Source organism: Paraburkholderia unamae, assembly GCF_003268775.1.
In the GTDB taxonomy this organism is placed as follows: domain Bacteria; phylum Pseudomonadota; class Gammaproteobacteria; order Burkholderiales; family Burkholderiaceae; genus Paraburkholderia; species Paraburkholderia unamae.
Genome location: NZ_QLSU01000035.1, coordinates 1 through 21086, shown reverse-complemented (window position 1 = coordinate 21086; position 21086 = coordinate 1). Strand labels below are relative to the sequence as shown.

Genomic DNA, 21086 nt, shown 5'->3' with positions numbered 1-21086 from the left:
CATTTTAGGGCTGTCCGTGTAAAAGCGACGTCATTATCCTCAAGCGATTCGGCAATCCCGCATATTGCCTTTTGCTCTGGAGACGATGCATGAACACGATGGCAATCCCGGCCGCAATCGCCGCGATCGAAGAAGAGATGATCGCGCTGCGCCACGAGATCCACGCGCACCCCGAACTGGGCTTCGAAGAGTTCGTCACGAGCGACCTCGTCGCGCAGCGGCTCAAGGAATGGGGCTACGAGGTGCATCGTGGTTTGGGCGGCACGGGCGTCGTGGGCACGCTCAAGGTGGGCGACGGCGCGCGCCGTCTCGGCCTGCGCGCCGATATGGACGCGCTGCCCATTCAGGAGGCCACCGGCCTCGACTACGAGAGCCGCATTCCCGGCAAGATGCACGCGTGCGGCCACGATGGTCACACCGCCATGCTGCTCGCGGCGGCGAAGCATCTTGCGCAGTCGCGCAACTTCAACGGCACGCTGCATCTGCTGTTCCAGCCCGCCGAAGAAGGTCTGGGCGGCGCGAAGCGCATGCTCGACGAAGGCCTGTTCGAGCGTTTTCCCTGCGACGCGGTTTTCGCGATGCACAACATGCCCGGCTTTCCCACGGGCAAGCTCGGTTTTCGCGCGGGGCCGTTCATGGCGTCGTCGGACACCGTCATCATCGACATCGACGGGCGCGGCGGCCATGGCGCGGTGCCGCACAAGGCGATCGACCCGGTCGTGGTGTGCGCGAACGTCGTGCTCGCCTTGCAGACCATCGTGTCGCGCAACGTGCCGCCGCTCGACATGGCGATCGTCACCGTGGGCGCGATCCATTCGGGCGACGCTCCCAACGTGATTCCGCAAACCGCGCAAATGCGGCTCTCGGTGCGCGCGCTGCGCCCCGAAGTGCGCGACCTGTTGCAGGAGCGCATCACGGCGCTCGTGCACGCGCAGGCAAGCGCTTATGGCGCGACGGCCCGCATCGACTACCAGCGCCGCTATCCGGTGCTCGTGAACGACGAGGCCATGACCGCGTTCGCGCAGGAGGTCGCGCGCGACTGGCTGGGCGACGAAGGCCTGATCCACAACATGGACCCGCTCACCGGCAGCGAGGACTTTTCGTTCCTGCTGGAGCGCTGCCCCGGCAGCTACCTCATCATCGGCAACGGCGACGGGGAGGGCGGCTGCATGGTGCACAACCCCGGTTACGACTTCAACGACGATTGCCTCGCCACGGGCGCGGCCTACTGGGTGCAACTCGCCGAGCGCTTCCTGCGCGGCTGACGGTTGCAACCCGCGCATCCGCGCTTTGCCACGGATTCATACGCTACGAGAGAGACACGAGGAGACAGACGATGAACGCCAGCTCGATACAGGCGCAAGCCGCGGCGGCCCCCATACCAACGCGCCGTTCGCGCGCGAAGGCGATCTTTGCGATCACGCTCGGCAACGGGCTGGAGTTCTTCGACTTTACCGTCTACAGCTTCTTCGCCTCGATCATCGGCTCGCTGTATTTTCCGGTGCACGGGTCGCTGAACCAGTTGATGCTCGCCGTGGGCAGCTTCGGCGTGGGTTTCGTGGTGCGGCCGATAGGCGGCGTGGTGATCGGCGCGTTCGCCGACCGCGTGGGCCGCAAGGCCGCCATGACGCTCACGCTCTGGCTCATGGCACTCGGCTCGGCGCTCATCGCGTTCGCGCCCACCTACGCGCAGATCGGCCTGGCCGCGCCCGCGCTGATCCTGTTCGCGCGTCTCGTGCAGGGCTTCGCGGTGGGCGGCGAAGTGGGCGCCGCGACCTCGCTGCTGCTCGAATACGCCGACGACCGCTCGCGCGGCTTCTACGGCAGCTGGCAGTTCGTGAGCCAGGGGCTCAACACGGTGTGCGGCGCACTCCTCGGCGTGGCGCTGTCCACCACGCTCTCGCAGGCGGCGCTCGAAAGCTGGGGCTGGCGTGTGCCGTTCGTGATCGGCATGCTGGTCGTGCCCGTGGGCGTGTATATCCGCCGCCATCTCGACGAAACGCTTGCGCATCCCGTCGATGTGGAAGACACCGAGCCCGTGGCCGACATGGCGCGCCCGCTGCGCGAGATTTTCGGGCGTCACCGCACGGCGCTCGTCGCGGGCGTCGTCACGACGATCGGCGGCACGGCGGCGAACTATATCGTGCTGTTCTATATGTCGACCTACGCGATCAAGATTCTCGGTCTGCCGATGTCGGTCGGCATGAGCGCGGCGCTGGTCGCGGCGCTCGTCACGGCCGTGTGCTCGCCGTTCGCGGGCATGCTGTCCGACCGCCTGGGCCGCAAGTGGGTCATGGGCGTTTCGCGCGTGGCGCTGATCGCCGTGATCTATCCGGCATTCATGATCATCCACGCCGCGCCGACCGTCGCGACGGTGCTCTCGGTCGTGGCCGTGCTCGGCGCGATCGTGGCGTTCACGGCAGTGCCCAACATCGTGATGCTGCCCGAACTCTTTCCTCAGTCGATTCGCGTGACGGGCATGTCCATCGTCTATTGCTTGGGCGTGTCGATCTTCGGCGGCTTCGCGCAGTTCTTCGCCACCTGGCTCATCAAGCTGCTCGACAACCCGCTCGCGCCCGCGTGGTATCTGATCGGCTGCGGGGCGATCTCGCTGCTCGCGCTGCCGCTCATTCGCGAGCCGGCGGGCCGTCCGCTCGACTGAGCGCGGCCGTTGCGGGAACTCCCGGCACGACGCGGTGGCCGCTATGCACTCGCTATGCACTTTTAGCGCGGCCACCGCGTTTATTGATGAATCGTTTACGCCGCGCTGCCTAGAATCGGTTCGTGTCCCACTCAAGCGTGCCGCCCGAAAGGGTGGCGTTGCGCACCACACGTATGCCGTCACTCGTCCCGCAAGGCTCGTCTTCCCGAGGTTCCCGCACTAGCGCGGCTTCCGGCGCGACTTCCGAGGTGAAAGCCGCCCTGAATTCCCCCAAATCGCGTCCCATTCTTTCCCTGCGCAACGCGCGCCAACCCACGGCGCATCGCGCGACCGTGCAACTGGTCGTGCGCGTGCCGACGCGCGAAGCGCAACTCGCGCGATGCACGCTGCATGCGCTCGTTGGCGGCGCGCTCGGCGTGCATACGATCGACATCGATCGCCGTAGCGATCTCGCCTGCCTGCACGTCGAACTCGATCGCCGCCGCGTGGCCGAGGCCATGGCGTTGCTCATGCGCACGCTCTCGTGCGCGGAATTCGGCGCCGTGCGCCGGCTCGAACGCGCCGCCTGAAATGTCGCCTGAAACGCCGCCTGACACGCTGCGGTCATGATTTTTTTGCATCCGCCACATCGCGCTGGCGGTTGCTTTTTTTTCCTCCGTTTTCTCCCGCCGCGCCGCGCTGACGAATAACGTTAGCGAACGATTCGTCATTCACCATTTCGGATATCGAAACGAATCGGCCCACTGTTGCCAGGCGCACGCAGACTGTCTCATCGCGTACAAATTTCCGGCCACACTGATTCTGCGTTGTCTCGAAAAACAGTAGTATCTGATCGAGCACCAAGTCAGTATTGCGATGAACGCCATCGCACGCGCGCCTGGCTTGGTTTCGTCGGTCCAGCGCAGATCGTCGATAACGGAGAAGAGCATGACACGCGGAAACCGGGTAGTCCGTCTGTGCCTGTCGTTGTGGATGTTCGCAGTGGTTGTCGGATGTAATGAAAACAAACCTGAGGCTGCGGCGCGCCCGGCGGCGAACGTCGACGTCATCAAAGTCGCACTGCGCGACGTGCCGGTGGTATTCGAGTACGTCGGGCAGACGCAAAGTTCGCAGCAGGTCGAAGTCCGCTCGCGCGTGAACGGCTTTTTGGAAAAGCGCGTGTATCAGGAAGGCACGCTGGTCCATCAGGGCGACGTCATGTTCGTCATGGACCGCAAGCCTTTCGAGGCCCAGCTCGATGCCGCGAAGGCCGAGCTGGCGCAGCAGAAGGCGCGGCTTCAAACCGCGCAGGCCAACCTGAACCGCGTGCGCCCGCTGGTCGCGAAGAACGCGTTGAGCCAGAAGGATCTCGACGATTCGGTCGGGCAGGAGCAGGCGGCGGCCGCCGCCGTGGAAGGCGCGCGCGCGAATGTCATTACCGCGTCGCTCAACCTCGGCTATACGACCATCGTCGCGCCCGTGACCGGGCTCTCCAGCTTCGCGAAGAAGCAGGACGGCTCGTATCTCGACGCAACCAATAGCCTGCTGACCTACGTCGCCAAGCTCGATCCCATGTGGATCAACTTCTCGCTCTCCGAGAACGAGATGCTCGATCTGCGCACGCAAACGCAGAACGGCACGCTCAAGCTGCCGCCGGTCGGCAAGCTCGAAGCGGTGATCGTGCTCGCCGACGGCAGCATCTACCCGCAACGCGGCCATATCTCGTTCACCGACGCCTCGCTCAGCTCGGAAACGGGCACGTACCTGATTCGCGCGGACATGCCCAACCCCACCGGGTCGCTGCGGCCGGGCCAGTTCGTGCGCATCAAGCTGCTGGGCGCGCAGCGCGCTTCCGCCGTGGCCGTGCCGCAGTCGGCGGTGCAGCAGGGCCCGCGCGGCGCGTACGTGTGGACCGTCGACAAGGACAACAAGGCGCAGCAGCGCGCCGTGGAAACCGGCGAGTGGAACGGCAATGCCTGGGTGATCAAGTCGGGCTTGCATGCAGGCGATCAGGTCGTCATCGACAATACGCTGCGGCTCATGCCCGGCGTGCCGGTCAAGGCGAATCTCGTGGAGACGCCCCCCGCGACCGTGAATCTCGGCGCGGCTGACGGCGGCGCAGGCGGCGCGGCGCAAGCGGGCGCGGCCGGCGCTTCCGGCGCTTCCGGCGCGGCTGCGGCGAACGCGAATGCGCAAGCCGACGCTCAAGCCGGCGCGCAAGCCAAGGCGGGCGCGAACGGCGCTCAAGCGGCCGCCGCTTCGGGTACGCCCGACGTGCTGGGCGAGCACACCGCGCTTTACTTCGCAACGGGCAGCGCGAGTCTCGACGCCCAGTCGGCGGATGCGCTCGCGGGCGTGGCGCGCCGTCTCGTCGACGAGCCGGGCGTGCGCGTGGTGATTTCCGGCTACACCGATTCGAGCGGCTCGCAGGCCGCGAACGCGCGCCTCGCCAAGGCGCGGGCGGAGACCGTGCGCGCCGCGCTGGTCGTGGCTGGCGTGAAAACCGAGCGCATCGAGATGCGCAAACCGGCGCAGATCGTCGCATCCGATCCGCCGGAGAAATCCCGCCGCGTGGACGTCACGTTCTCGCCCGCTGCGGGAGGCTGAACGATGAAGTTCTCCCACTTCTTCATTGACCGGCCGATTTTCGCGTCGGTGGTCTCGATCGTGCTCGTCGTCGCGGGTCTCGTGGCGATGTTCAACCTGCCGATCGCCCAGTTCCCGGACATCGCGCCGCCTACCATCACGGTGAGCGGCACGTATCCGGGCGCGAGCGCCGATATCGTCGCGCAGAACGTGGCCGCGCCGATCGAACAGCAGGTCAACGGCGCGGACAACATGATGTACATGAACTCGTCGAGCTCCTCGACGGGCAACATGACGCTCACGGTGTACTTCAATATCGGCACCGATCCGTCGCTCGCCCAGGTGGACGTGCAAAACCGCGTGAACCTCGCGCTGCCGTTCCTGCCCGATGCGGTGACGGCGCAAGGCGTGTCGGTGCAGAAGCGCTCGTCGGCGTTCATGATGGTGATCGCGATCTATTCGCCCGATAACTCCTACGATGCGGCTTACGTGGCGAACTACGCGAACGTCTACGTGCTCGACGCGCTCAAGCGCATTCCGGGCGCGAACCAGGCGTCGATCTTCGGTTCTGCTGACTATGCGATGCGCGTGTGGCTCAAGCCCGACCGCATGGCGAAGCTCGGCATTACCGTGTCCGACGTGCAGAACGCGATCGCGCAGCAGAACCAGCAGTTCTCGGCGGGCCGACTGGGTCAGGCGCCCACCAACGCGCCGGTCAACCAGACCTTCCCGGTGGCCACGAAAGGGCGTCTCACGGAGCCGTCCGAATTCGACAACATCATCCTGAAGGCGGCGTCGGGCGATGCGGCGATCGTGCGCATCAAGGACATCGGGCATGCGGAACTGGGCTCGAAAGACTACACGCTGCGCGGCCGCTACAACGGCAAGACGGCCACACTGCTCGCCGTGTACCAGCAGCCGGGCGCGAACGCGCTGCAAGTGGCCAAGCAGGTGCGGCAGACCCTTGAGCAGTTGAACAAGAGCTTTCCGCCGGGCCTCAAGTATGAAGTCGCGCTCGATACGACCGAGTTCGTGCACGAGTCGATCAACGAGGTGGTCCATACGCTGCGCGACGCGGTGATTCTCGTGATCATCGTGGTGTACATCTTCCTCCAGAGCTTCCGGGCGACGCTCGTGCCGCTGCTCGCGGTGCCGGTGTCGATCATCGGCGCGTTCATCGGCATGTCGGCGTTCGGCTTCTCGATCAACATGCTCACCTTGTTCGGCATGGTGTTAGCGATCGGTATCGTGGTGGACGACGCGATCGTGGTGATCGAAAACGTCGAGCGCAACATGAGCGAGTTCAAGCTGCCACCGAAGGAGGCGGCCAAACGCGCGATGGACGAAGTGAGCGGGCCGGTGGTGGCGATCGTGCTGGTGCTGCTCGCGGTGTTCATCCCCGTGGCGTTTCTCTCGGGCATCACGGGGCAGCTCTACAAGCAGTTCGCCGTGACGATCGCGGTCTCGGTGGTGCTCTCGGGTATCGTCGCGCTCACGCTTTCGCCCGCGCTCGCGGCCATTCTGCTCAAGCCGGGCGAGCAGAAGAAGAACCGCTTTTTCCGCTGGTTCAACGAGAAGTTCGAGAGCCTGACCAACGGCTATGGCAGCTGGGTGCAGACGGCGATACGCCGCGTGATCCTCTCCATCGGCCTGATCGCGGTGATGCTGATAGCGACGGTTGGCCTCTTCAAACATATTCCCTCGTCATTCCTGCCCGTGGAGGATCAGGGCTATCTGTTCGGCGCGGTCGTGATGCCCGACGCGGCGAGTCTGGACCGCACCGGCGACCTCTCGAAGAAGGCTGAGGACTGGTTCTCGAAACAGCCTGCCGTGAGTTCCGTTGCGGCGCCGATCGGCTACAGCCTGATCGACTCGCAGTACAAGGCGAATGCAGGCACGTTGTTCGTCACGCTCAAGGGCTTCAAGGATCGCGGCGAGAACGGCACTGCGCAAGACTTGATCCGGGACGCCACCAAGGCCTTTTCCCAGTTCAAGGACGGCGTGGTCGTGCCGCTCAATCCACCATCCATTCCGGGTCTCGGCACGACGGGCGGCTTCGAGTTCTGGTTGCAAAGCACCGGCGACGGCACTTATCAGCAACTCGAAGACAAGGTTCGCCAGGTCATTGCGAAGGCGCGGCAGAACCCGGCGCTGCGCGGCGTGAATTCGACCATCAACACGAATTCGCGTCAGTTGCTCGTGGAAGTGGACCGCGAGCGCGCGGAAACACTCGGCGTTCCGGTTCAGGACATCTATTCGGCACTCCAGACGATGTTCGGGTCCTTGTACGTGAGCCAGTTCCCGAAGGGCAGCCGTCTCTTCCAGGTGATCATCCAGGCGGAGCCGCAATACCGCTTGAGCCCGGACGACATCCAGCAGATCTATGTGCGCAACCGCAGCGGCGACATGGTGCCGATCAAGGCCGTGACGACCTCGCGCTTCGTGCCGGGGCCTGACATCGTGAACCGCTTCAACAACTTCCCGGCGGCGAAGATCACCGGCGACGCGGCACCGGGCCACAGCTCGGGCGAGGCCATCGCGGCGATGGAGGAGATTTCGAAGGAAGTGCTGGGCGAAGGCTACAGCTATGAATGGAGCGGGCAGGCGTACGAAGAGAAAAAGGCCGGCTCGACGGCGGCGCTCGTGTTCGGCTTTGCGCTGCTGATGGTGTTCCTCATTCTCGCGGCGCAGTACGAGAAGTGGTCGCTGCCGATCGGCGTGCTGCTGGCCGTGCCGTTCGCGATTTTCGGGGCGCTGGTGGGTATCTTGCTGCGGGGCATGGAAAACGACGTGTACTTCCAGATCGGCTTGACCGTGCTGATCGCGCTCGCGGCGAAGAACGCCATTCTGATCTTCGAGTTTGCCGTGGAGATGCGCGAGAAGGAGAACATGTCGCCGTATGAAGCGGCGCTGCATGCGGCGAAGCTGCGTCTGCGGCCGATTATCATGACGTCTCTCGCGTTCATTCTGGGCTGCGTGCCGCTTGCGATCGCCAGCGGCGCTTCCGCCGCGAGCCGGCGCTCGCTCGGCACCGGGGTGATCGCGGGCATGCTCGGCGCCACCGTGATCGCGTTGTTCTTTATCCCGATGTTCTTCTGGGGACTCGAAACGCTTTCGTCGCGCAAGAAGCCGGCCGCCACGCCGGATGCCAGCACGCCGCCCGCGGCGCCGCCTTCTCAGGAGGGCTAAGCGATGAAAAACTGTCTGCATTGCAGCACGCTGCGCCCGCTCGCGCTGATCGCCGCCACGGCCTTCCTTGGCGCCTGCGCGGTCGGCCCCGACTATCATCGCCCGGCGGTCGAGACGCCTTCGTCGTTCCGCTACGCCTCGCCGCAAGCCGAGGCGGTGGACACCTCGCTCGACTGGTGGACGCAGTTCAACGACCCGGTGCTCAACGACCTCGTTGCCAAGGCGCTCGCGCAGAACAAGGATCTCGCCATCGCGGCCGCGCGGGTCGAAGAGTTCTACGGGCGTTACGTCGTCACGCGCGCGGGCCTGTTCCCGCAGGTCTCGGCGAATTTCGGCGCGTCGCGTAGCCGGGGCGCCATCGCGCCGGGTTATCCGCCGTCGGTCGGCAACCAGGTGCAACTCAATGGCGCGGTGTCCTGGGAGCTCGATCTGTTCGGCCACCTGCGGCGCCTCACCGAAGCCGCACGCGCCGATTATCTGGCCACGCAGTCCGCGCAGCAGGCCACGCGCATCGCCATCATCGCGAACGTGGCGACGTCCTATCTGCAACTGCGCGACTTCGACAACCAGCTCCTCATCGCGCAGGCCACGCTCGAAAGCCGCAAGGGCGCGCTCGATCTCTTCAACGAGCGTTATGCGGGCGGCGTCGTGTCGAGACTCCAGGTGAGCCAGGCGCAATCGGAGTACGAATCGGCGCAGACTTCCGTGTTTTCGATCCAGCAGCAAATCGCGACGCAGGAAGACGCAATCTCGCTGCTGCTGGGGCAGAATCCGGGGCCGATTCCGCGCGGCAAGTCGATCACGGAACTGACCGCGCCCGCCATCCCGGCCGGTCTGCCCTCGACTTTGCTGGAGCGCCGCCCCGATATTCTGCAAGCCGAACAAACGCTCATCTCGGCCAATGCGTCGATCGGCGCGGCGCGCGCGCTGTATTTCCCGCAGATCTCGCTCACGGGCCTGTTCGGCGCGGCGAGCACGGCGCTCTCCGGGTTGTGGACCGGTCCCGCGCGCGTCTGGTCGTTCGCGGGCGCGATCACGCAGCCGATTTTCCAGGGCGGTGCGATCGCGGGCGGCGTCCATCAGGCGGAGGCGGTGCAGCAGGAAGCCCTCTTCAGCTACGAGCAGACGATCCAGCAGGCCTTCGCCGATGTCGAAAACGCGCTCGTGGGCGTGGCGCGCACACGCGATCAACTGGACTCGACGACGCGCCAGGTGGGGGCGCTCACCGAATATTCATCGGTGGCGCGCGACCTCTACGAGGGCGGCTATACGAGCTACCTGGAAGTGCTCGACGCCGAGCGCAGTCTCTTCAACGCGCAATTGCAGCAGTCGTCGCTCCAGGACCAGGAGCTGGCGCAGATCGTGAACCTCTACAAGGCGCTGGGTTACGGCTGGACGCCGGCGCCGCCGCCCGCGGCGGACAACGCGAAGCCGCCGCAGTCTTGACGACGCGGCGGCCTCGTTGCGAGGTGGAGTGGCGGCGGGCGAGCCTGGCGCGTACGCGCCGGCTTGCTTCATGGCAATGGCGGGGAAACTTCGGGGCAACCTAGAGGCAACTTCAGGGTGTATCGGAGAGCAGCCAGCGCAGCGATTGCGGCGCCGGTTTCGTGGCTTTCGCGGTTTGCACACCTTTTTGATTGCTCTTCGCGACTTTCTGCATCTGCATGGGCCGGGCGGCATTGAGGGCGGTTGCATGGCCACCGGCTTGCGCCAGCGCGACGGGGCTCGCCGACGCGAACGCAAGCAGCGCGGCGGCGAACGTCAGGGCGTGGTAACGAGTCATCGTAACGCTCCCGCATGGACGAGCGGCCGGCAAAGCGCCAGCGCTGCAAGCGGAAGTATGTTCGGATGAAACGCGCGCCGCATCCATCAAGTGATGGAGAAACGTGCGCCGGTTCAAACCGGCGCGCGCGCTACTCACGAATGCAATCGAACGCGACCGATGGCGACCGGTTGCGTGATTAGTCGGCGGGGCGACGGTCGGCGAGCGCTCGTTCGCAGTCCTTGAGCACTTGCAGGACGAGCTTGGCCTGGTAGTTCAGGTCGTCGGTGTCGAGAATCTCTTCCACCGCGTCGCGCGCCCACACGGCGTCGACGAACCACGCGTGCTGCTGCGCGATGTCCTGCGCCATGGCCGCGAGCCGCGCGATCGCAAGCCAGTCGGCCTCGCGCGCGTGACGGTCCAGCCACTTGTGCGCGGCCTGCACGTGAAAGGCCGCGTTGGGCCAGGACTCGTTCAGATAGTAGGCTCCGAGGCTCCCGCAGGTGAGCCAGCAAAGCATTTCCACGCGATCGCGCGGACTCAGATGGTGGCGTACATCACTCATGGCGACGCTCGCGAAAGTAACAGAGTTCGATTGACGGGTGCTCGCAGGCTTCGAATCCGATGACAAAACGATATCACGCCTTGCGGAAAACCGCCTGCCCCGCACCGGCGTTGCACGCACAAGTTATACCTGCATGAATAGAGTCGCCTGGCGGCGCGTCGTATGCAAACCAGGAGTGACACCAGGAAGGCGCACGTTGTTATGCGCTTTGCGGAAACGAGGGCGCGGATCGCGCCCTGTTCGGGTGGGCATTCGCGGGGGCGTGCGAAGGGGCGTGTGAAGGGGCGTGTGAACTACGCGCCTTTGCCGCCTGCGAGTTGGGCGAGGCGGGCGGCCGTGTCGGCCGCGCCCATGGCGTGAGCCACGTCGAGTGCGCTGTTGCCCGAGGCGTCGCGCGCCGCGGCGTTCGCGCCTCGCGCGAGCAGCAGTTCCACGATGTCGCCGCGGTTGAACATGGCGGCGACCATCAGCGCCGTGCGGCCGTCGGGCGAGGCGCCTTCCACATCGGCGCCGTTTTCGAGCAGGGCGGCGACCACCTCGGCGTAGCCCTTGAACGCCGCGCCTGCGAGCGGCGTCTGGCCGTTGTCGTTGCGCAGGTTGGGGTCCGCGCCGCGCTGCACGAGCGCGCGCACGGCGGCGGCGTGGCCGTGATAGCTCGCGAGCATCACGAGGCTGTCGCCTTTTTCGTTGCGCAGGTTGGGCGGCAGGCCCTGGTCGATGAGCGTGGCGAGCGTGGCCGCTTCGCCGCGGCGCGCGGTGTCGAACACCTGGCGCGCGAATTCGACGAGGCGCGGATCGACGTCGTCGCCGCCGCTTCCGGACGATGCGGAAAACGACGAAGAGGAGGTTGAGGAAGGCGGCGCGCTGGCGGTCATGGCAGTCTCCGGATTGGAATCGCACACAGAATCGGGGCGGCGTGCCGCCGTCGAGGCCCGCTCATTGTCGCCGATCTTCGTGAATCGCGAGCTTAGTGCGCTGTTGCGTGCCGGGCAAAAAAAAAGCGCTGCCTGAGCAGCGCCTTTCCCGACCGCGAATGTGCGGACGCTCAGGGCACGAGCCAGAGCGCGACGGCGTAGATCACGAGCGAAACGGCGAACGTGACGGCGGTATAACCCATCACGCGTTGAATGCGGATGCCTGCGATCGCGACGATCGGCACGGCCCAGAACGGTTGCAGCATGTTCGAGACGTTCTCGGCCATCGCCACGCCCATGGCGGTGCGCGGCACGGAGGCGTGCAGGCTCAGCGCGGCGGGCAGCACGAACGGCCCCTGCACGGCCCAGTGGCCGCCCGCGCTCGGCACCAGCAGCGTGATGATGAGCGAGCTCAGATAGCTCCAGATCGGCAGCGAGAGCGGCGTGGCGATCGTCACGAAGGCCTTGGCGATCATCGAGGCGAGGCCGGTGCCCTTCATCATGCCCATGATGCCGCCGTACACGGGGTACTGGAGCAGCATCGAGCCGGTCTGGCGCGCGGCGCGGCGAATGGCGTTCGCGTAGGCGATGGGCGTGCGCTGGAGCGCGAGGCCGATCAGCAGGAAGATCAGGATCGTCGTGTTGATGTCGAGATCGAAACCCTTTTCGCTCCATTCCATCGCGAGGTAGCCCGCGCCGAGCACGATCAGCAACAGCGTGCCGAGCATCGATTGTTCGAGGCGCGAGGCGAACGAGGGCGAGCCGTCGCCGATGCGCGCGTGCGGGTCGTCGCCGGCGCCGGCGTCGCTGGCTTCGGCTTCGGCCGCCTGGCTGAAGGCCGCCACGTGCTCCGGCTTCGGATGCATGCGGATGAAGATGAACGTCATCACGACCACCACGAGCACGGTGGGGATAAAGACGAACGGCGCGAACACGGTCTGGCTGAGCGGGATCACGTGGCCGGTGGCTTTTTCCACGAGATTGAGCGCATTGCCGGGCGAAGCCTGCGAGAGGGCGATGGAGCTGGAGAGCCCGCTATTGCAGATCGACCACGCCGAATAGCTGCCCGCCACGAGCCATGCGAAATCCACGTTCACGCGCCGCGCGATTTCGCGCGAGAGCAGCGCGCCCACGATCAGGCCCAGGCCCCAGTTCAGCCACGCGGCGACGGCAACCACGGGAAACACCAGCAGCGCGGCGCGCGCCGGCGTTTGCGCCTTGGCCGCGAGCGCGCGCAGCACGCGCTGGATCACGGGCGCCTCGGCAATGGCGTAGCCGGTGGCGAGGATCAGGATCATTTGCAGCGCGAAGCCGAGAATGCCGAAGGTGCCCTCGTACCAGGAACTGAGCACCGTGGGGATGTTGCCGTGCGGCGCGATCAGCAGCGCGAGCACCGCAACGAAGAAGGTGAGGCAGATGGACAGGACGAAGGGGTCGGGCATGACCCGTTCGAACACATACACGAGGGCGCCGACGACGCCCTGGCGGGAGTCGTGCGCTTGATTCTGGAGGTCTCTTTTCATGCTCTTTCAGCGTGTTCGTAGCGTGCGGCTACGGGCTGGCCGGAGCGGACAGGAGGCGTGGCTTGCGAATGCGCCCGGCGCCGCGCGGCTGGCGGGCAGCTCGAGCAGGGCACGGGAAGGCAGGTGCGGCGCTCCTCCATGTGCGAGAGGCGGTGCCGCCCCGGCGCAGCGGGTTCATATCACGCCCTCGCGCGCAGCTTGCGTGCTCGGACGGCCAGCCCGTTCTCATTATTCTCGTGTTCTATACACGAACACGGTTTCGTTTATCGAACGACGCATTATTCGCTTCATGCTCCGTGGATGTCAAGGATGCAATAGCGCGGCGATGCCGGCCTTTTCGCAGAAAATAAGGGTGGTATGTATGATATTTGTAATTTTTATGAAATCAGAAAGAAATACCGAAAGCTTCACGCGAACTACCTAAAATGCAAAAGCGAGTCGCACTTTTCGCACGCACGCAGACCCTCTCGATCTGTAAATCACTGCATTCAGGAGACTGAAGATGACGATTCGAATTGGAGAAGAGGCACCCGATTTCACCGCGGAGACCACCGAAGGCAAGATCAACTTCCACGAATGGATTGGCGACCACTGGGCCATTCTGTTTTCGCACCCGAAAGACTTCACGCCCGTCTGCACGACGGAACTCGGCTATATGGCGAAGCTCAAGCCGGAATTCGACAAGCGCAACACGAAGATCATCGGCCTGAGCATCGACCCGGTGGACGATCATGCGAGGTGGGCGAAGGACATCGAGGAAACGCAGGGTAGCGCCGTCAACTATCCGATGATTGGAGACAAGGACCTGAACGTCGCCAAGCTCTACGACATGATTCACCCGAACGCGAGCGGCGCGAGCCCGCGCACGGCGGTCGACAACGCCACGATACGCGCGGTGTTCCTCATCGGGCCGGACAAGAAGGTGAAGGCGATGTTCGTCTACCCGATGAGTTCGGGCCGTAACTTCGACGAGGTGCTGCGCCTGCTCGATTCGTTGCAACTCACCGCGAAGCACACGGTGGCGACGCCGGTGAACTGGAAGCCGGGCGACGACGTCATTATCCCGACTTCGGTTTCCGACGAGGCGGCGAAGCAGAAGTATCCGCAGGGCTTCAAGACGCTCAAGCCGTATCTGCGCACGGTCGAGCAGCCGAAGTAAATTTTGGCGCGCCAGGCAAAAAAAACGCGGCGCACTGGCAGTGCGCCGCGGATCACGGACCAGGCAAGCTCTCGCGTCTCACGCGGTCCGGACAGGGGAAGCCGGCTGAATCAGTTCGAAGGCGTGGGCCGCCACTTGAGCAGACGATGCTCGAGCGCCGTGAGCAGATAGTCGGCGGCGAGCGCGACCACGGCCAGCACGATCATCGCGGCGAACACGCCGCTCGCGTTGAACGCGCCTTGCGCCGTCGAAATCAAGAGACCGATGCCTTGCTTCGAGCCGAGGAATTCGCCCACCACGGCGCCGACCAGCGCGAAGCCGAAGCTCACGTGCAGGCTTGCGAGAATCCACGAAAGCGCCGAGGGAATCACGACCGAAGTGGTCACCTGGCGGCGCGACGCGCCGAGAATCTGCGCATTGGCGATCATGTAGCGGTCGGCTTCGCGCACGCCCTGGAACGCATTGGCGAACACCACGAAGAACACCATCACCACGGCGAGCGCCACTTTCGACGCCATGCCGAGACCCAGCGCGATCACGAACACCGAGCCGAGCACCACGCGCGGAATCGAGTTGGCGATCTTGATGTAGAGGCTGAACACGTCGGAGAGCAGCTTGTTGCGGCCGAGCACGATGCCGCAGAACACGCCGGCCACCGAACCGATGATGAAGCCGAGGCCGGTTTCCTCCAGCGTGACCCACACCTGCGTGAGCAGCGGCCCTTGCGAGGTGCCGTTCACGAACCAGTCGATGATCTGGTCGAAGATGGCCGTGGGCATCGAGAAGAAGAACGGGTCGATCCATTTGAGGCGCGCGGCGAGTTCCCAGCCGCCGAGCACGACGACGAGCACGAGAATGCGCAGCGCGATGACGAGCAGATTGCGCTGACGAATGCGCTTTTGCGCGGCGCGCTCGACGGCGTCGAGCGAGGCGGTATCGAGGCCTTGCGGCAAGGTTTGTTGCGGGGTGGACATATTCAACTCCGGTGTCAGGCGATCTGCACTTCTTCGCGCAGGTCGTGCCAGATCTGGCGCGACAGTTCGACGAAGTGCGGTGCATAGCGGATTTCGGACGTCACGCGCGGGCGCGGCAGATCGATCTCGTAGACCTTCTTGAGCGTGGCCGGGCGCGCGGTGAGCACGAACACGCGGTCGGCGAGCGCAATGGCTTCTTCGAGATCGTGCGTGACGAACACGACCGACCCGGTGCCGCCCCACAGTTGCAGCAACTCGTCCTGCATGAGCGTGCGCGTTTGCATGTCGAGCGCCGAAAACGGCTCGTCCATCAGCAAGATTTCGGGCTTGTTGATGAAGGTCTGCGCGAGCGCCACGCGCTTGCGCATGCCGCCCGAAAGCTGATGCGGGTAATGCTTGCCGAAGTTGGCGAGGCCCACGCGGCGCAGCCATTCGTTGGCTTCGTCGTAGGCCGCCGACTTCGAGCGGCCGCGATAGAGCGGACCGGCCGCCACGTTGTCGAGGACCGAACGCCACGGGAACACGGCGTCGGCCTGGAACACGAAGCCGATGCGCGGGTCGATGCCGTTCACGGGCGCGCCCATCACGCGCACTTCGCCCGTGGTGGGTTTGAGCAGGCCCGTGATCATGCTGAGCGTGGTGGATTTGCCGCAGCCCGTGGGCCCGACGATCGCGACGAACTCGCCGCGCGCGACCGACATGCTGAAGTCGCGCAGGGCGACGGTCGCCTTGCCGTCGGGCGAGATGAAGCGGCACGAAACGTTGCGCAGCTCGATGGCCGGCGTGCCTTGGGTGTAGGAGGAAGTCATGGTCTCGTTGGGCTGAACGTGGGGCCGATCCTGATGCTTACTTCGACGCCGTGGCGGTCGCGGCCGGCAAGTAGTCGTTCGAGTACGTCTTGGCGAGGTCGATGTGCTTGCCCTTCACCGAAGGATTGAACGCCGAGAGCACCTTGAGCACCGTATCCGGGCCGTCCGCGGGCATGCGGCCGTCCTTCGTGAACATCGGCAGCGAGGACTTCAGCGCGGCCACGTAGAGATCCTTGTTGTTGCCGTAGTAGTCCTTCGGCATCTTCGCGGCGATTTCCTCGGCGCTATGCGTGGCGATGAAATTGAGCGTGCGCGAGAACGCGTGCGCCAGTTTCGTCGCGTCGTCCTTGTGCGACTGCGCCCAGGCGCGCTGCACGTAGAAGCTCGAAGCGGGGTAGGTGCCGCCGAGCGCCGCGCGCGTGCCTTCGAGCGTGCGCATGTCCACGAGCACCTTGGCGTCGCCGGTTTGCAGCAGGCGCGAGACGGTCGGCTCCGTGGTCATGCCCGCGTCGATGCGGTTCTGCTTGATCGCCGCGATAAAGGTGTTGTCCGCGCCCACGGGCAGCAGCGTGTACTGGTTCGAGGGCACGCCCGCGCGTTGCGCGAGGTATTGCGTGAGGAAGCTCGTGGAGGAGCCGAGGCCCGTCACGCCGAGCGTCTTGCCCTTCACGTCGGCCATGCTCTTCACCGTGGCCGCCGCCGCGTTCGACACCATTTCCACTTCGCCCGGCACCTGGCCGAACACCACGAGCGTCTGGATTTCCTTGCCCTTGCTCTGAAGGTCGATGGTGTGATCGTAGAAGCCCACCACGCCTTGCACCGCGCCCGCGAGCAGCTCGTTCTCCGCGTCCACGCCGGCCGGCTGCGACTGGATTTCGACGTCGAGGCCTTCGTCCTTGAAGTAGCCGAGCTGTTCGGTCAGTTTGGCGGGGAGATAGATGATCTTGGTGGCGCCGCCAACCATGATCGTGATCTTTTCCGCGTGAGCGGCCGTGGAACCGGCGGCAAGGGCGAACGCGACACTCGATACAGCGGCGATCTGGCGCAGGGTAGGCATGGTGGAGTCTCCTGAAGGTGGTGCGCCGTGCATGCGGGCGCTTTTTGGTGAATGGAGCCGATTATAAAAACCGTAAGCCTTCTGCCAGCCTTCTAACACCTTGCAAAATCGTCCGTGTTAACCCGCAGGGCGGCGTCACGTTTGCGACGGCACAATCGACTCCCCGAAACCTTCGCCCCATACTGGCCGCACACCGGCCCCGCTCACCGCCCATGAAGTTGCTGCTGATCGAAGACAATCCCACGCTCGCGCACTGGCTCGTCAAGACGCTGGAGGAGCAGGCGTTCGCCTTCGACGCCGTGCAGGACGGCGAGGCCGCCGACCAGTTGCTGCAAGCCAGTCGTTACGACGTTGTGCTGCTCGACCTCAATCTGCCGAAGCTCTCGGGCAAGAACGTGCTGCGCCGGCTGCGCCAGCGCGGCGACGCGACGCCCGTGATGGTGCTCACGGCGAGCGGCTCGATCGACGAGAAGGTGGAACTGCTCGGCGCGGGCGCCGACGACTATCTCGTCAAGCCCTTCGAGGTGCGCGAACTGGTGGCGCGCATCAAGGTGCTGATCCGGCGGCAGACGCCCGCGCGCGCGAACGAAATCGGTTGCGGCGACCTCGTGTTCGATCTGAACACGCGCCAGTTCGCGCTCAAGGGCGCGCCGCTGAACGTGACGCCGCGCGAGCGCACGGTGCTCGAAACGCTGGCGCTGCGCCTCGGGCAGACGGTTTCGAAGGCCGCGCTCGTCGATGCGATCTTCACGCTCGCCGACGAACCGAGCGAGGACGCCATCGAGATCTACGTCTCGCGGCTGCGCAAGAAGCTGGAGGGCAGTTCGGCCGTGATCGTCACGTTGCGCGGCCTGGGTTATCTTTTGCGCCGCAAGGACGAAACGCTATGACGACGAGCGCGTGCCGCCATGACGGGTAGCCTGCGGATTCGCCTGCTGTGGTGGATGCTCGTGCCGCTCGCGCTCTATGTGAGCCTCACGGCGACCTCCGAGTATCGCGCCGCGCGCCATACCGCCGATCTCGTGCAGGACGGGCTGCTGCTGTCGTCCGCGCGCATGATCGCCGGTTCCGTGCAATGGGCCGACGGCGCGTTGCGCGCCGACGTGCCGCCCGCGGCGCTCGAACTCTTCGCCTCGCCGCAACAGGACCAGGTGTTCTACAACGTGCGCGTGGAGGGTGGCTCGCTGCTCGCAGGCATGCCCGATTTCCCGCATGCGGGCTCGCCGCCCGCCGTCGATGCGCCCGTGTGGTATGACGCCGCGCTGCGCGACCAGGCCGTGCGCGTCGGGAGCGTGGTGCGCTCCATGTACGACAACGGCCGCGTATGGCGCGTGCGCGTGTCGGTGGGCAAGACCGAGCGCTCGCGCGACGCGATGGCCACGGCGCTGTGGCGCCCGCAACTGCTGCGCCAGATCGGCATGGTCATGCTCGCGGTGGCGCTGGCGTGCATCGGCCTGACGTTCGAGCTGCGTCCGCTCATGAAGCTCAAGAACGACGTGGCCGACCGCGATCCTTCGCACCTCGAACCCGTTCGCGCCGAAGGGCTGCACGCCGAACTGCGGCCCGTGGTGGAGGCCATCAATCAATGCATTGCGCGGCTCTCGGCGCAGGCGGCGGCGCAGCGCCGCTTTATCGCGGATGCCGCGCACCAGCTACGCACGCCGCTCACGCTGCTCGGCACGCAACTCCAGTACGCGCGCCAGCAAAAGGCCGTCGATCCCGTGCTCGACGAAGTGCTGGCGGCCATGCATGTGAGCAACCGCTCGATGGTCGCGCTCACGAACCAGTTGCTGCTGCTCGCGCAGGCCGAAGCGCTCGACCCGGCGCGCGTGCCGGCCGCGCCCGTCGATATGGCGCAACTCGCGCGCGAAGTGGTCGAGGTGCTCGCGCTGCTCGCGCAGACGCGTGGCATCGATCTCGGTGCGGAACTGCCGGGGGAGCAGGGCGTGGCGGTCGTGGCGGGGCATCGCGAACTGCTGCGCGCGATGGTCAGCAACCTCGTGGACAACGCGCTGCGCTATACGCCGGCCGGCGGCCACGTGACGGTGTCGGTGCGGGCGAGCGACGAGGCGGTCACGCTCGAAGTGCTCGACAACGGCCGCGGCATTCCCGCGGAAACGCGCGCGCGCGTGTTCGAGCCGTTTTTCCGCGCTGCCGTCGACACCGAAGGCACGGGCCTGGGCCTCGCGATCGTGCGCGAGATCGCGCAGTCGCATCGCGGCGTGGTGAGCCTGAGCCCCGGCGCGGATGGGCGGGGCGTGCGCGCATGCGTGGCGCTCGCGCGCTGGCAAGGCGCGCTTGCCGAGGCCGCGGCCCTGGCGTGAGCGCCCCGGTGTGGGCTTCGGTGCACCGCGCCTATCCGCGCTGCTTCACGCCGACCTGTGCCTTTCCCGCGGTATAGCCTTGCGATTCCGCTTCGATGCCCACGAGTCCGAACCCGTTGGTGCGCTTGGCCGCCTGAAAGCGGTGTGCTCGTGTGCATGACGGCGAGGTCGCGCGCGCCGCCGTTTTCGAGGCTCACGCGCGAGCCTTGTGCGTTCGCCGCATCGGGGCGGACTCGGCCTGTGACGGGTGACCTGCGCAAGGCCCCGGTCCGGACGCGCTTTAAGGGGCGGTACAATGTGGGCCGCCGCCAAGGCGGACGGCCGCGCGGCGCCAGGCGGGCGTCGCTTCGGCAACTTCCCGTTCATTCGAAGATCGAGACCATGCAAAAGAAGACGGTCCGCAGTGCCCCGATGCCGGCCTATGAGCAGATCAAGCGCCACGTGCTCGCGCAGATCGAAAGCGGCGCCTTGCGGCCCGGCGACGTGGTGCCCTCCGAAACGGAGCTGGTGAAGGAATTCGGCGTGGCGCGCATGACCGTGTCGCGCGCGCTGCGCGAACTGATGGCCGAAGGCGTGCTCAACCGCGTGCGCGGCTCGGGCACCTACGTGGCGCCGCGTCAGTACGAATCCACCGTGCTGCAAATCCGCAATATCGCCGATGAAATCGCGGCGCGCGGCCATCGCCACTCGGCGCGCGTGCTGGCGCTGGAGGCGAGCGACGATCCGAACGCGATCGCCGCGCTGGAACTGGGCACGGGCCCGGTGTTTCACTCGCGTATCGTGCATAGCGAAGAAGGCGAGCCGATCCAGTACGAAGACCGCTATGTGAACCCCGAGGTCTTTCCGGAGTATCTCGCACAGGATTTCACGGCCGAAACACCCAATCACTACATGGTGCGACTCGCGCCGATCCAGCGCGCGGAGTTCCGCATCTACGCTCAAAAGCCCGACGCCCGGGTGCGGCAATATCTGGAGATGGAGATCGGCGAGCCGTGCCTGCTGTTGCTGCGGCGCACGTGGGTGGGGCGTCATGTGGCGACGTCGGTGCGCCTGTGGCATCCGGCTTCGCGGTTTCACCTGGCGGGCACGGTTTGACGGGGCGCGCGCCGCTCGTTGCCTCGATCCACGTTTTGCCTCCTGCCTCTGGCGGGCGTTTCGCCGCGTAGCGCGAAACGTTTCGTTTCCCTTCCCCGATTCCCCCGTCCCTTGAGCCCGCGCGCACGTGCGCGCGGTTCGTCACGCCTTTGCTCGATTGGCGCTTTCTTGTCTAGTCAAGATTTCGTGCGTCATGTTCCCAAACGCATCGCGTTAGCCGGGAAAATCCCCGAAATTTGTCCAGGGTAACTACTAACCTTGCTTTGATCGAAACGAGTTGTATATACAACTTGGCAGCGTTAGACTTAGTCCACGTTGCAGCGCTCATCGCCTCAGGGGCAATACGCGGGTGCGAGCGCCGTCCTTTAAGCCATTCCGACTCGAACGAACGCCATGAACCACCCGAACTTCACCGATCCCCGCCTCGACCCGACCCGCACGATCCGCGCGCCGCGCGGTCCGGAGAAGGTCTGCAAGACCTGGCTCGC

General features: G+C 65.5%; 17 protein-coding genes. 10 read left to right on the top strand and 7 right to left on the bottom strand.

Going from position 1 to position 21086, the window contains the following annotated elements; genetic code table 11:
• Positions 1 to 89 precede the first annotated feature (89 nt).
• From C7401_RS37095 to C7401_RS37070, 6 genes are all read left to right on the top strand, one after another.
• Positions 90 to 1265, top strand: a complete 1176-nt coding sequence (locus C7401_RS37095) for a M20 aminoacylase family protein (protein ID WP_112177017.1) — start codon at positions 90 to 92, stop codon at positions 1263 to 1265.
• A gap of 71 nt (positions 1266 to 1336) precedes the next feature.
• On the top strand, positions 1337 to 2662 hold the full coding sequence (locus C7401_RS37090; RefSeq protein WP_112177016.1) for an MFS transporter: 1326 nt from the start codon (positions 1337 to 1339) through the stop codon (positions 2660 to 2662).
• A gap of 248 nt (positions 2663 to 2910) precedes the next feature.
• Positions 2911 to 3231: a hypothetical protein gene (locus tag C7401_RS37085; RefSeq protein WP_112177015.1), complete on the top strand. Its 321-nt coding sequence runs from the start codon at positions 2911 to 2913 to the stop codon at positions 3229 to 3231.
• A gap of 358 nt (positions 3232 to 3589) precedes the next feature.
• Positions 3590 to 5248 carry an efflux RND transporter periplasmic adaptor subunit gene (locus C7401_RS46015; protein WP_112177014.1) on the top strand — a complete coding sequence of 553 codons (1659 nt, stop codon included), beginning with the start codon at positions 3590 to 3592 and terminating at the stop codon, positions 5246 to 5248.
• 3 nt (positions 5249 to 5251) lie between these two features.
• On the top strand, positions 5252 to 8416 hold the full coding sequence (locus tag C7401_RS37075; protein WP_112177013.1) for an efflux RND transporter permease subunit: 3165 nt from the start codon (positions 5252 to 5254) through the stop codon (positions 8414 to 8416).
• A 3-nt stretch (positions 8417 to 8419) separates the two neighbouring features.
• Positions 8420 to 9862 carry an efflux transporter outer membrane subunit gene (locus tag C7401_RS37070; RefSeq protein WP_181565786.1) on the top strand — a complete coding sequence of 481 codons (1443 nt, stop codon included), beginning with the start codon at positions 8420 to 8422 and terminating at the stop codon, positions 9860 to 9862.
• 112 nt (positions 9863 to 9974) lie between these two features.
• Here C7401_RS37070 and C7401_RS37065 read toward each other — a convergent pair whose 3' ends face one another.
• The 4 genes from C7401_RS37065 to C7401_RS37050 all read right to left on the bottom strand — a co-directional run bounded on the left by C7401_RS37065 (position 9975) and on the right by C7401_RS37050 (position 13180).
• A complete protein-coding gene (locus tag C7401_RS37065; RefSeq protein ID WP_112177012.1) occupies positions 9975 to 10199 on the bottom strand; it encodes a hypothetical protein in 225 nt (74 codons plus the stop codon).
• 178 nt (positions 10200 to 10377) lie between these two features.
• The gene (locus C7401_RS37060; RefSeq protein WP_112177011.1) at positions 10378 to 10743 is read right to left on the bottom strand and encodes a hypothetical protein; all 366 of its coding nucleotides are present in this window, start codon (positions 10741 to 10743) and stop codon (positions 10378 to 10380) included.
• A gap of 293 nt (positions 10744 to 11036) precedes the next feature.
• Positions 11037 to 11618: an ankyrin repeat domain-containing protein gene (locus C7401_RS37055; protein WP_112177010.1), complete on the bottom strand. Its 582-nt coding sequence runs from the start codon at positions 11616 to 11618 to the stop codon at positions 11037 to 11039.
• A gap of 170 nt (positions 11619 to 11788) precedes the next feature.
• Positions 11789 to 13180 (bottom strand): short-chain fatty acid transporter, encoded by a 1392-nt coding sequence (locus C7401_RS37050; RefSeq protein ID WP_112177009.1) that lies wholly within the window; start codon positions 13178 to 13180, stop codon positions 11789 to 11791.
• 502 nt (positions 13181 to 13682) lie between these two features.
• Here C7401_RS37050 and C7401_RS37045 point away from each other — a divergent pair.
• Entirely contained in the window at positions 13683 to 14339 is a 657-nt protein-coding gene (locus C7401_RS37045; protein ID WP_112177008.1) for a peroxiredoxin, read from the top strand.
• Between the two features lie 110 nt (positions 14340 to 14449).
• Here C7401_RS37045 and C7401_RS37040 read toward each other — a convergent pair whose 3' ends face one another.
• Genes C7401_RS37040 through C7401_RS37030 form a run of 3 tightly spaced genes read right to left on the bottom strand, consistent with a single transcriptional unit; the run spans position 14450 to position 17179 of the window.
• Positions 14450 to 15313, bottom strand: coding sequence for an ABC transporter permease (locus tag C7401_RS37040; RefSeq protein WP_112177007.1), 864 nt, complete (start codon positions 15311 to 15313; stop codon positions 14450 to 14452).
• A 14-nt stretch (positions 15314 to 15327) separates the two neighbouring features.
• Positions 15328 to 16122 (bottom strand): ABC transporter ATP-binding protein, encoded by a 795-nt coding sequence (locus C7401_RS37035; protein WP_112177006.1) that lies wholly within the window; start codon positions 16120 to 16122, stop codon positions 15328 to 15330.
• A gap of 37 nt (positions 16123 to 16159) precedes the next feature.
• Positions 16160 to 17179, bottom strand: coding sequence for an ABC transporter substrate-binding protein (locus tag C7401_RS37030; protein WP_112177005.1), 1020 nt, complete (start codon positions 17177 to 17179; stop codon positions 16160 to 16162).
• 212 nt (positions 17180 to 17391) lie between these two features.
• On the opposite strand from C7401_RS37030, the gene C7401_RS37025 reads away from it, so the two are divergent.
• The 3 genes from C7401_RS37025 to hutC all read left to right on the top strand — a co-directional run bounded on the left by C7401_RS37025 (position 17392) and on the right by hutC (position 20598).
• Positions 17392 to 18069, top strand: a complete 678-nt coding sequence (locus tag C7401_RS37025; RefSeq protein WP_112177004.1) for a response regulator — start codon at positions 17392 to 17394, stop codon at positions 18067 to 18069.
• Positions 18070 to 18087: 18 nt separating this feature from the next.
• Entirely contained in the window at positions 18088 to 19503 is a 1416-nt protein-coding gene (locus C7401_RS37020; RefSeq protein WP_112177003.1) for a sensor histidine kinase, read from the top strand.
• Positions 19504 to 19884: 381 nt separating this feature from the next.
• Positions 19885 to 20598 carry a histidine utilization transcriptional repressor HutC gene (hutC, locus tag C7401_RS37015; protein WP_224039368.1) on the top strand — a complete coding sequence of 238 codons (714 nt, stop codon included), beginning with the start codon at positions 19885 to 19887 and terminating at the stop codon, positions 20596 to 20598.
• Positions 20599 to 21086: the final 488 nt, after the last annotated feature.